Annotated in this window: 10 protein-coding genes; 3 read left to right on the top strand and 7 right to left on the bottom strand. The window is 68.4% G+C overall.

The window, feature by feature from the left end:
• Positions 1–4: 4 nt before the first annotated feature.
• The 5 genes from CLU95_RS01810 to CLU95_RS01790 all read right to left on the bottom strand — a co-directional run bounded on the left by CLU95_RS01810 (position 5) and on the right by CLU95_RS01790 (position 6,130).
• Positions 5–991, bottom strand: coding sequence for an HlyD family secretion protein (locus tag CLU95_RS01810; protein WP_099789878.1), 987 nt, complete (start codon positions 989–991; stop codon positions 5–7).
• Positions 992–993: 2 nt separating this feature from the next.
• Entirely contained in the window at positions 994–2,433 is a 1,440-nt protein-coding gene (locus CLU95_RS01805) for a TolC family protein (RefSeq protein ID WP_099797070.1), read from the bottom strand.
• A gap of 5 nt (positions 2,434–2,438) precedes the next feature.
• Complete coding sequence (locus tag CLU95_RS01800) at positions 2,439–3,170, bottom strand: MerR family transcriptional regulator (RefSeq protein ID WP_099789876.1); 732 nt, start codon at positions 3,168–3,170, stop codon at positions 2,439–2,441.
• Positions 3,171–3,243: 73 nt separating this feature from the next.
• Positions 3,244–3,612 carry a nuclear transport factor 2 family protein gene (locus CLU95_RS01795; RefSeq protein ID WP_099789874.1) on the bottom strand — a complete coding sequence of 123 codons (369 nt, stop codon included), beginning with the start codon at positions 3,610–3,612 and terminating at the stop codon, positions 3,244–3,246.
• Between the two features lies 1 nt (position 3,613).
• On the bottom strand, positions 3,614–6,130 hold the full coding sequence (locus CLU95_RS01790; protein ID WP_099789872.1) for a sodium-translocating pyrophosphatase: 2,517 nt from the start codon (positions 6,128–6,130) through the stop codon (positions 3,614–3,616).
• A gap of 254 nt (positions 6,131–6,384) precedes the next feature.
• Here CLU95_RS01790 and ppa point away from each other — a divergent pair, with 254 nt between their 5' ends.
• Positions 6,385–6,912 carry an inorganic diphosphatase gene (gene ppa / locus CLU95_RS01785; RefSeq protein WP_056518061.1) on the top strand — a complete coding sequence of 176 codons (528 nt, stop codon included), beginning with the start codon at positions 6,385–6,387 and terminating at the stop codon, positions 6,910–6,912.
• A 42-nt stretch (positions 6,913–6,954) separates the two neighbouring features.
• Here the strand turns inward: ppa and CLU95_RS01780 are convergent, their stop codons facing one another.
• The gene (locus CLU95_RS01780; protein WP_099789870.1) at positions 6,955–7,707 is read right to left on the bottom strand and encodes a hypothetical protein; all 753 of its coding nucleotides are present in this window, start codon (positions 7,705–7,707) and stop codon (positions 6,955–6,957) included.
• A 77-nt stretch (positions 7,708–7,784) separates the two neighbouring features.
• The gene (locus CLU95_RS01775) at positions 7,785–9,026 is read right to left on the bottom strand and encodes a GNAT family N-acetyltransferase (protein ID WP_099789868.1); all 1,242 of its coding nucleotides are present in this window, start codon (positions 9,024–9,026) and stop codon (positions 7,785–7,787) included.
• A 19-nt stretch (positions 9,027–9,045) separates the two neighbouring features.
• Between CLU95_RS01775 and CLU95_RS01770 the strand changes: the two genes are divergently transcribed.
• Together CLU95_RS01770 and CLU95_RS01765 are read left to right on the top strand one after the other, a co-directional pair.
• Positions 9,046–10,743: an NAD+ synthase gene (locus tag CLU95_RS01770; protein ID WP_099789866.1), complete on the top strand. Its 1,698-nt coding sequence runs from the start codon at positions 9,046–9,048 to the stop codon at positions 10,741–10,743.
• Positions 10,740–11,078: a P-II family nitrogen regulator gene (locus CLU95_RS01765; RefSeq protein ID WP_056580191.1), complete on the top strand. Its 339-nt coding sequence runs from the start codon at positions 10,740–10,742 to the stop codon at positions 11,076–11,078. The genes CLU95_RS01770 and CLU95_RS01765 overlap by 4 nt, the downstream gene beginning before the upstream one ends.
• Positions 11,079–11,108 lie beyond the last annotated feature (30 nt).

Genomic DNA, 11,108 nt, shown 5'->3' with positions numbered 1-11,108 from the left:
GGCTTCAGTCCACCAGCACGCTCATGCCGGGGCGCGCGCCTTCGATCGGCTTGAGCGGCCGGGCGCGGACCTCGAAGGTGCGCACGTCGAAGCCGGCGCCGCCGCGCGTGGCGCGCCAGGTGGCGAAGTCGGGCAGCACGCCGCTGTAGTACACCTTGAAGCGGGCCGTGCGCTGCTCTTCGGGCAGGGCCGGCAGGCGCGCGTCGAATTCCTTGTCGAGCGCGAAGCGGGCCAGCCGGTCTTCGCGCACGTTGAGCACCACCCACTGGTCGTTCAGGTCGACCACCGTGACCACAGCCACGCCCTGCGGCGAGAGTTCGCCGACCTTGGCGAGCACCTTGGCCACTTCGCCGGCGACCGGGCTGCGCAGCTCGGTCTCGGCCTTGGCGGCTTCCACCTCGGCGACCACGCCCGCCACCTGCCGCACCTGGGCGTTGGCGGCGGCCTTGTCTTCGGTGCGGGCGCCGGTGCGCGCCATGTCGTACTGCGCCTTGGCGGCCACCGCGGCGTCGCGCGAGGCCTTCCAGTTGGCTTCGGCCTCGTCGCGCTTCTGGTCGGCCACGAGGCCGTCGCGTGCCAGCCCGTCGACGCGGCGGAACGAGGTCTGCGCGAGCTGTGCGGCGGTCTCGGCGCGCTGCCATTGCATGCGCGCCATTTCGATTTCTTGCGGGCGGGCGCCGTGCTGCGCCTTGTCGGCCACGGCCTGTGCGGCCTGCTCGGCGGCGGTGGCCTGTGCCAGCTTGGCGCGCACCTCGGGGCTGTCCATGCGCACGAGCAGGGCGCCGGCCTGGATGCGCTCGCCTTCCTTCACAGCCACCTCGGCGATGCGCGCCGTAACCTTGCCGGCCACATCGGTCTCGCGCGCTTCCATCTGGCCCTGGAACACCTCGGGCGCCGGCTGCGCGGCGCGCCAGAAGCCCCAGACGAGCAGCACCAGCACGAGCAGTGCGGCAGCGATGGCGATCAGTCGGCGGGTCTTGGCACTCATCATGGTCAGTTCACCTTCACGTCGGCGCGCGCGATGTAGTCGGAAAAAGTCTCGGACAGGCCCGCGCTCTCGAGCAGCTGCGCGAGCGCCTGCACGTAGTCGTTGGCGGCCTGCGCGCGTTCGGTCAGTACCTTGGCCTGGTTGGTCTCGGCGTCGATCAGGTCGAGCGTGGTGCTGGTGCCTTCGCGCAGCCCGGCGGTGCGCAGCTTGACGACCTCTTGTGCGAGCTCTACCGAGACTTTCATCTCGAGATATTGGCGGCGCGCGTTGTCCAGCGCGCGCCAGTTGCGCTCGACCAGCAGCGAGATGTCGCTGCGCGCCTGCAGGTCGGTGCGCTCGGCCTGTTCGACCTGCTTGTGCGAGGCGGCCGAGAGCGCGTTGCGGTCGACCGAGTCGTACAGCGTCCAGCGCACGCCGAGGCCGGCGACCCAGTCGGCGTTGCCGCTCTTGATCTCGCGCGTGCCGAAGGCGATGACCTGCGGGCGGCGCAGGGCTTCTTCGCCTTCGTGCAACTGCTCGGCCTGCGCCTTCTTGGCCGCGACCTTGCCCAGGCCCGGATGCCGCGTGAGCGCTGCATCGATGAAGTGGCCGAGCGGTTCGATCGGCGCGCTGATGAGAAACAGCGGCGTCTGCGGCGTGACGCTGCCCTCGGCGCGCACGGTGCGCGCCAGGGCCACGCCCGCGAGCGCGGCGTCGTTCTCGGCCTTGCTGGCGTTGCGGCGCGCCTCTTCGTAGGCGGCACTGGCCTGCAGCCGCTCGACGCGCGAGATCACGCCGGCCGCGAGCATCTTCTGCGCGGCCGCGTCGTGTTGGGCGATGGTGCGCTCGGCCTGCAGGCGCAGCGTGGCGGCGCGCTGTGCGAGCTGGGCGCCGAAGTAGCGCTGCACCAGCAGCGTGTCGACTTCGTGGCCGGCCTGTTCGGCATCGGCCTGGGCCTCACGCGCTTGCGCCGAGACAAAGCCGCGCACCGCGTCGGTCGCACCGCCCAGGTAGAGCGGCCACACGGCCGATACCGAGGCGTTGGCGCCGGTGTCGTGGCGGTTCAGCGTGTAGCTGTTGGGCAGCTGCGGAATCGGCACGCGCGAGATGAAGCCCTGGATCGACGGCGGCAGCGACGAGCCGATCTGGCCGAGCTTCTGGTTGAGCGGGTCGAGATCGAGGTTCAGGTTCGCGTTGTACGCATAGGCCAGCCCCGAGATGCTGACCACCGGCCCGCCCAGGCGCTTGACGCCTTCGCTCTGCAGCTCCTTGGCCTCGACGGCCATGCGCGCGGCGGCCAGCTTGTCGGAGCGTTCAACCATGCGCAGGCGCGCGGCGTCGAAGCTCAGTGCCAGGGCGTTGGTGTCGCCGCGGGCCTGCTGCTGCGCGAAGGCCGCAGGGCCCACGAAGGCCGGCAGTAACGACAGCAGCAGGGACGGAAAAAGAGCGAGGCGAGGGCGTGTCATCGGCATCAGGCGGTCTTGTGCAGCAGGGCGTCGAGCTCCTGCTGCAGGATCACGGGAAAGGCGGCCTGCACCGCCCCGGTGGCCAACGGCCGTGCTTTCTCGAGCAGCTGCGCGGCGCGGCCGGCATCGAGGGTGTCTCCGGAGAGCAGGCTGTCGGCCAGCGTGCGCAGCCAGCGCCGCGCCACGGTGCGCAGCGTGCGGACCATGGTTTCCTGCATGCCGATGACCGCTTCGAGCGGCAGGCCGAGCGCGGCCAGTTGTTCGGCGACCTGGCCGAGCGCCGGGCTCAGCACCTGCACCTGGCCGTCGGGCAGTTCACGCATGAGGCCGGCGCGGGTGGCGCGACCGAGCAGGGCAGGTGTCATCTGGCCTTGCCACTTGGTGGCCAGCGCCTGGGCCGACACCACCACGGGCGTTTCTTCGGCAAACAGGCTGCCCGACACCGAGCGCGCCACGGCCAGCAGATCGGGCCAGGTGGAGGCCGGCGCGCGCGTGAAGATGCGGCGGATCGCCTCGATGCCGAAGCCCTGTTCGCGCAGTTCGCGGATCAGCGCCAGGCGTTGAACGTGGTCGGGGCCGTACAGGCCGAGCCGGCCCTGCAGCCGGGGCGGCGGCAGCAGCCCGCTCGTGGTGTAGGCGCGGATGTTGCGCACCGTGACGCCCGAGCGCGCCGCCAGGGCCTCGATGGAGAGGTCCTGCGGGGCAGTGGAATCGGGGGCGGCGGTGGATGCGTTCATGTGACAGTTTCAATGTTACATCGAAAATGTTGCATAAAACCAGCCCGGGCCACGCGGTCCGGGCGCTGCATCCTCAGCCCGGCTTGCGCTGCGCCGGGTCGTAGAAGAACTGCTCTTCGGCGATGCGCTCGCCGTCCCAGCGCTGCCAGGCGATCTCTTCCATGCGCATGCGGCCGCCGCCCTTGAAGGCGAATTCGAAGATCCAGTGGATGGCGACGTGGTCGCCGTTCACCAGCACCGGCCGCACGCAAGTCGACGCCACCGACTCGGTGCGCGCGAGCACGGCGCTTTCCTGCGCGACCAGCGTGCTGCGCCCGCGCCGCGGCTCGGCCTGGTTCTCGCGCATGGTGGCGTCTTCGGTATAAAAGTCTTCGATGACCTGGGCATGCGCGCCGCCTTCGACGGCGGCAATGAAGGCTTCGAGCCGGGCGGCGGTGGGCATGTCAGGACTTCACTTTCACTTCGACGCGGCGTGCTTCCGAGGCCGGACCGTCGGCCTGCGACTGCTCGGGCTTGGCGAGTTCGATCTTGTCCTCGGGCGCACCCGCCGCCTTGATGGCGTCGCGCACGGCCATGGCGCGCTGCTTGGCCAGCTCGGCGTTCTTGGCCGGGTCGCCGCTGGCGTCGTGGTAGCCGCTCACCAGCACGGTGCCGCCGCTCTGCACGGCCTTGATGACATCGGACAGCGCTTCCTTCGCATTGGGCGCGACCTCGGCGCTGGCGCTCGCGAAGTAGAACTTCACGATGCCGTTCTCGACCTTCACCGCCGCGGCTTCGGTGGCCACCACGGCCGCCGAGGCGAGGGTGGCGGCCGGCGTGGCTGCCGGCGCCATCGCGGCGGGTGCCGTGACTGCAGGCGGCATCTCGACCTTGGCCGGCACGGCAGCCGCCGCATCGCCGGCGTGGAACTTGACCACCAGCGGCACGATGAGCAGCGCCACGATGTTGATGATCTTGATCAGCGGGTTCACCGCCGGGCCGGCCGTGTCCTTGTAGGGGTCGCCCACCGTGTCGCCGGTGACGGCCGCCTTGTGCGCCTCGGAGCCCTTGCCGCCGTGGTGGCCGTCTTCGATGTACTTCTTGGCGTTGTCCCACGCACCACCGCCCGTGCACATCGAGATGGCGACGAACAGGCCCGTGACGATGGTGCCCATCAGCAGGCCGCCCAGCGCCTTCGGTCCGAGCAGCAGGCCCACGACGATCGGCACCACCACCGGCAGCAGCGACGGAATCATCATTTCCTTGATGGCCGCGCCGGTCAGCATGCCCACGGCCTTGCCGTACTCGGGCTTGGCTGTGCCTTCCATGATCCCGGGGATCTCGCGGAACTGGCGGCGCACTTCTTCCACCACCGCACCGGCCGCGCGGCCCACGGCCTCCATGGCCATCGCACCGAACAGGTAGGGGATCAGGCCGCCGATGAACAGGCCCACGATCACCATCGGGTCGCTCAGGTTGAAGCTGATGTTCAGCCCGAAGCTCTCCAGCTTGTGGGTGTAGTCGGCAAACAGCACCAGCGAGGCGAGGCCGGCGGAGCCGATGGCGTAGCCCTTGGTCACGGCCTTGGTGGTGTTGCCGACCGCGTCGAGCGGGTCGGTCACGGCGCGCACGCTGGCGGGCAGGTCGCTCATCTCGGCGATGCCGCCGGCGTTGTCGGTGATGGGGCCGTAGGCGTCGAGTGCGACCACGATGCCGGCCATGCTCAGCATCGACGTGGCGGCGACTGCAATGCCGTAGAGGCCGGCCAGCGAGTACGAGGCCAGGATCGCGATGCACACGAAGATCACCGGCCAGGCCGTCGAGCGCATCGACACGCCCAGGCCCGCGATGATGTTGGTGCCGTGGCCCGTGGTCGACGCTTGCGCGATGTGCTGCACGGGCTTGTACTGTGTGCCCGTGTAGTACTCGGTGACCCACACCAGCGCGGCCGTGAGCGCCAGGCCCACGAAGCAGGCGCCGAACAGCTTCAGCTGGCTGCCGCTCGCGGCAATGGCGTTGTCGGGAATGATCCAGCTCGTGACGAACCAGAACGCAACCAGCGACAGGGCTCCCGCTACCGCCAGCCCCTTATAGAGCGCAGGCATCACGTTGACCATGCCCGGCGAGGCCTTCACGAAGAAGCAGCCGATGATCGACGCGATGATCGACACGCCGCCCAGCGCGAGCGGGTACAGCACCGCGTCCAGCGGCGCTGCCGTGACCATCAGCGCGCCCAGCACCATGGTGGCGATGAGCGTCACGGCGTAGGTCTCGAACAGGTCGGCCGCCATGCCGGCGCAGTCGCCGACGTTGTCGCCCACGTTGTCGGCGATCACCGCCGGGTTGCGCGGGTCGTCTTCCGGAATGCCGGCTTCGACCTTGCCCACCAGGTCGGCACCGACGTCGGCGCCCTTGGTGAAGATGCCGCCGCCCAGGCGCGCAAAGATCGAGATCAGCGAGGAGCCGAAGGCAAAGCCGATCAGCGGATTGAGGAGGGCCGCCAGGCTGTGGTCCGCCTTCGGCGCGCTGCCGGCCAGGAACCAGTAGAAGCCCGTCACGCCCAAGAGGCCCAGGCCCACCACCAGCATGCCGGTGATGGCGCCGCCGCGAAACGCCACGTCGAGCGCCGGGCCGATGCCCTTGGTCGCGGCTTGCGCGGTGCGCACATTGGCGCGCACCGACACGTTCATGCCGATGAAGCCGCAGGCGCCCGAGAGCACCGCGCCGACCACGAAGCCGACGGCCGTGGTCAGGTCGAGGAAGAGGGCGATGAGCACCGCGAGCACCGCGCCGACCACCGCGATGGTGGTGTATTGCTTGGCGAGGTAGGCCGAGGCGCCGGCCTGGATGGCCGCGGCGATTTCCTGCATCCGGGCGTTGCCCGGGTCCTTGGCGAGAATCCAACTTCGGGCCCAGAAACCGTAGCCTACGGCCACCAGGCCGCAGACGATGGCAAGAATCAGGGGGGTGTTGCCGCTCATGCTTAGCTTCTCCATTCGTTCGTTGTGACTTGTGGAGACGGACAGCCTGGGCCCTGCGCGCAACGCGTACGGGACCATGTTCTCCGCCGCGTTGCTTCCTCGAAGCTCACTGCACCGAAGGTGCGGAGCCGATTGGCCAACGGTTGCAATTTACAGGCAAAAACACACACGCGTGCGACCGGTCCGTGACACGGAAAGTAAACTCCGGGTTTGTCCCCATCCGTCTCATACTTTTCAACTACTCGAAAAACGTCATGTCCTTCGACAAAGTCTCCCCCGGCAAGAACGTTCCCGACGCCTTCAATGTCGTGATCGAAATCCCGATGAACGCCGACCCGATCAAGTATGAAGTCGACAAGGAATCGGGCGCGATCTTCGTGGACCGCTTCATGACGACGGCCATGTACTACCCGGCCAACTACGGCTACGTGCCGCAGACCCTGTCGGGCGACGGCGACCCGGTCGACGTGCTCGTCATTGCCCCGTACCCGCTGCTGCCGGGCGTGGTCGTGCCCTGCCGCCCGCTGGGCATCCTGATGATGGAAGACGAAGCCGGCGTCGACGGCAAGGTGCTGGCCGTGCCCACCGACAAGGTGCTGCCCATTTACAGCCACTGGAAGTCGGTCGACGACGTGAACCCGATGCGCCTGAAGGCCATCAGCCACTTCTTCGAGCACTACAAGGACCTGGAAGCCGGCAAGTGGGTCAAGGTGCTGGGCTGGGAAGGCATCGACGCTGCCAAGAAGGAAATTCTTGACGGCATCGCCGCGTACAAGAAGTAATTTTTTCTTTCGCTTGAAAGACGGCCTGGATGCTCCGGGCCGTCAGCCCTGGACCGCGTCCCCGGCCAGCCGCATCCATTCGCGGTTGACGCCTCGCGCATGCGAGTTCCAGTGGCGCGCAGCCTGCTGCAGCTCGTCCCACTGGCGCTGCGCAGCGGTTGTGTCACCTTGTTGCGCCAGCCACGCGATGTAGCGGGCGCGCGTTTCCACCGTGTTGTAAGTGTTCAGCGCATTCTCGAAGGCTTCGCGCGCTTCCGGCGTGCGGCCCTCGGCGGCGAGCGCGCGGGCGTTCAGCACGGCGACCTCGTCCTTGCGGTAGTCGTCGCGCGTGGCACGCAGGGCCTGCAGCGCCAAGTGGGCCTCGCGGCCCGAGGCCGGGCTGCCCTCGGCGACCAGGGCGCTGGCCAGGCCGAACTGCAACTCGGGGTCGGAAGCGAAGGGGCCTTTCAGCGCGTCGCGGTAGTGCCCGACGGCATCGGCCGCCTGGCCGCGGTCGAGGGCGGCCTTGGCCAGGCGCAGCTTGTTCTGTGCGGTGGGCGCCAGGTCGTAGGCATCCGCAGCGGCGCGGTACTCGCGCTCGGGGTCGATGAAGCCGATGGCCGCGCTGGCCACCTTGCCGGCGGTGCGCTGCAGGCGCGAGGCGGGCAGGTACTCGACGACGAAGTACACGATGCTGCCGAACAGCGGAAAGCTGAAAAGAATGATGAGCCAGTACATCTGCTTGCCGTGGCGCATGGCATGCACGGCGAAGTACAGCGCGATGAGGATGTGCAGTCCCAGTCCGACGAATGGCATCGGTGCTCCCTGTGTGTTGTGTGTGGTTGTTTGAGTGCCGGGCGGGTTTATAGCAGCCCCCGGCGCCCCCACGCCGCTCAGGCCGCCTTGAACGGACTGCGCTCGCCGAGGTGGTCCATGTAGTTCTCGATGCCGGCGCCCTCGCGCTCGAGAAAGCGCTCGACGGCATCGGCGAACGACGGGTGCGCGAGCCAGTGGGCGCTGGTGGTGCGCACCGGCATCAGCGCGCGGGCCATCTTGTGCTCGCCTTGCGCGCCGCCCTCGAAGCGTGCCGCGGCGTGCGCGATGCACCAGGCGATCGGCTGGTAGTAGCAGGCCTCGAAATGCAGGCAGTCGACGCGCTCCAGTGCGCCCCAGTAGCGGCCATAGGCCACCAGCGGTTGGGCCTCGTCGGTGGAGAGCGCGATCAGACTGGTCGCGATGGGGCGCCCGTCGCGCTCCGCAACGAACAGCAGCCAGGCCTCGGGCAGCGTGTCGGCCATGCGCTGGAAGAAGTCGCGCGTGAGGTAGGGCGGGTTGCCGTGCTCGCGGTAGGTGCGCTCGTAGCAGCGGTAGAAGAAATCCCAATCGGCGGTCGAGATGTCGGTGCCGCGTGACCAGCGGAAGCTGACGCCGGCGTCGGCAACCTTGCGGCGCTCCTGGCGGATCTTCTTGCGCTTGTCGTGCGAGAGGCTCGCGAGGAAGGCGTCGAAGTCGGCGTAGCCGGTTTCGGTTTCGCCGCCGGGCCGCCCCAAGGCGAAACGCGCCCCCTCGGGGGGCAGCGAGGACACGTCAGTGCCGAGCGTGGGGGCCACATTCGTCCAATGGAACTGCACCGTGTGGCGCAGCATCAGCCCGGCTTCGGTGCACGCGGTGATGTCGGCATCGGCGCCGAACAGCAGGTGCAGAGACGAAAGTTCCTGTTCCTTGCAGACGGCCACCAGCCCCTGCACCAGCAGCGTGCGGCTTTGTGCGTCGCGCGCCAGCAGCCGGGCGCCGGGCACGGGCGTGAAGGGCGCCGCCACCACCGCCTTGGGGTAGTAGGCGAGCCCGTGCTGCTCGTAGGCGTTGGCCCAGGCCCAGTCGAACACGTACTCGCCGTAGGAATGGTCCTTGAGGTAGAGCGCGCAGGCGGCTTCGAGCACGTCGCCGCGCCACAGCGTGACGAACTGCGGCGTCCATCCGCGCTCGGGCGAGGCGCTGCCGCTGTCGTGCATCGCCGCGAGGTATTCGTGGCGCATGAAGGGCGAGGGCTCGGGCTGCGCCGCGAGCAGGGCGTTCCAGGCTTGCGGGTCGATGTCCGACGGCGACGCCAGAACCCGAATGACATAATCGTTCAAGCCTTTTTCTTCCTTCTGTATGACGCTCAAGCTCGCCATCGCGCAACTCAATTTTGTGGTGGGCGACCTCGTCGGCAATGCGCAGAAGATCGTCGGCGCCGCACGCGAGGCCTACGCGCAAGGCGCGCGCCTTCTGCTGACACCCGAACTCTCGATCGCCGGCTATGCGGCGGAGGACCTGTTCCTCCGTCCCGCCTTCACCGAAGCCTGTGATGATGCCGTGAAAGGCATCGCCGCCGCGCTGGCCGACCTCAAAGACATGGTCGTGGTGGTGGGGCATCCCAGCGGCGGCAGCCTGCGCAGCCGGTCCGTGGCCGTGCAGTTGCGCCACAACGCGGCCAGCGTCATCAAGGAAGGCCGCATCCTCGAAACCTACGCCAAGCGCGAGCTGCCCAACTACCAGGTGTTCGATGAGCGCCGCTACTTCACGCCGGGGCAGGGCACCTGCGTGTTCGAGGCGGGCGGTGTGTCGGTCGGCCTGCTGATCTGCGAAGACGCCTGGTTCGACGCGCCGGCCGAGCTGGCGCGCGCCGGCGGCGCCGAGGTGCTGGCGGTGATCAACGCTTCGCCGTACCACGTGGGCAAGGAAGGCGAGCGCGTGGCGCGCATGGCCGACCGCGCACGCGCCGTGGGCCTGCCGCTGGTCTACGCGCACCTGGTGGGCGGGCAGGACGAGGTGGTGTTCGACGGCGCCTCGTTCGCGCTGCAGGCCGACGGCGCACTGGCCGCGCAGGCCGAGAGCTTTCGCGAGCGGCTGGTCTTCATGGAACTCGCGCGCGGGGCGCAAGGCGGTGTTGCCGTCGTGGCCGACCCGTCGGCCATCGCCGCGCCGCGCGACGCCGAGGCGCAGCTGTGGGACGCCCTGGTGCTCGGCGTGCGCGACTACATCGGCAAGAACGGTTTTCCGGGCGCGATCCTGGGGCTCTCGGGCGGCATCGACTCGGCGCTGGTGCTCGCGATCGCGGTCGACGCGCTGGGCAAGAACAAGGTTCGCGCGGTGATGATGCCGTCGCCCTACACGGCCGACATCAGCTGGATTGACGCGCGCGACATGGCCGGCCGGCTGGGTGTGCGCTACGACGAGATGTCAATCAAGGACACCTTCGAGTCCTTCAAGGCCGCGCTGGCCGAGGAGTTCAAGGGCCGGCCGGAAGACACGGCCGAAGAGAACCTTCAGGCCCGCATCCGCGGCACACTGCTCATGGGGCTGTCGAACAAGTTCGGCGCGATCGTGCTGACCACCGGCAACAAGAGCGAGATGGCCACCGGCTACTGCACGCTCTACGGCGACATGGCGGGCGGCTTCGCGGTCATCAAGGACCTGCTCAAGACCACGGTGTTCGCGCTGGCGCGCTGGCGCAACGCCCATGACCCGTACGGCACCGGCGCGGCGCCGATTCCCGAGCGCATCATCACGCGTCCGCCGAGCGCCGAACTGCGCCCCGACCAGACCGACCAGGACAGCCTGCCGCCCTACGACGTGCTGGACGGCATCCTGGCACGCTACATGCAGGACGATGAAGGCATCGACGAGATCATTGCCGCGGGCTACGACCGCGCGGTGGTCGAGCGGGTTGCGCGGCTCATCAGGATCAACGAATACAAGCGGCGCCAGGCGCCCGTAGGCATCCGGGTCACCCACCGAAGCTTCGGCAAGGATTGGCGTTACCCTATCACCAGCAAGTTCAACGAAACCGCCGGAGCACAAAAACCATGAAGCAGATCACCGCCATCGTCAAACCCTTCAAGCTCGAGGACGTGCGCGAAGCCCTGGCCGAAGTGGGCGTTACCGGCCTCACGGTGACAGAGGTCAAGGGCTTCGGCCGCCAGAAGGGCCACACCGAGCTGTACCGCGGCGCCGAGTACGTGGTCGACTTCCTGCCCAAGATGAAGGTGGAAGTGGTCGTCAACGAGAGCGACGTGGAGCGCTGCATCGAAGCCATCGTGAGCTCGGCGCGCACGGGCAAGATCGGCGACGGCAAGATCTTCGTGACCGAGGTGGAGCGCATCGTGCGTATCCGCACCGGCGAAGAAAACGAAAACGCAGTCTAGAACTCGCCCCCAGGCTGCGCGCACTTCGTG

The sequence above is a fragment of the Variovorax sp. 54 genome (assembly GCF_002754375.1).
Classification (GTDB): Bacteria; Pseudomonadota; Gammaproteobacteria; order Burkholderiales; family Burkholderiaceae_C; genus Variovorax.
This window is presented reverse-complemented; position numbering and strand designations above follow the sequence as displayed.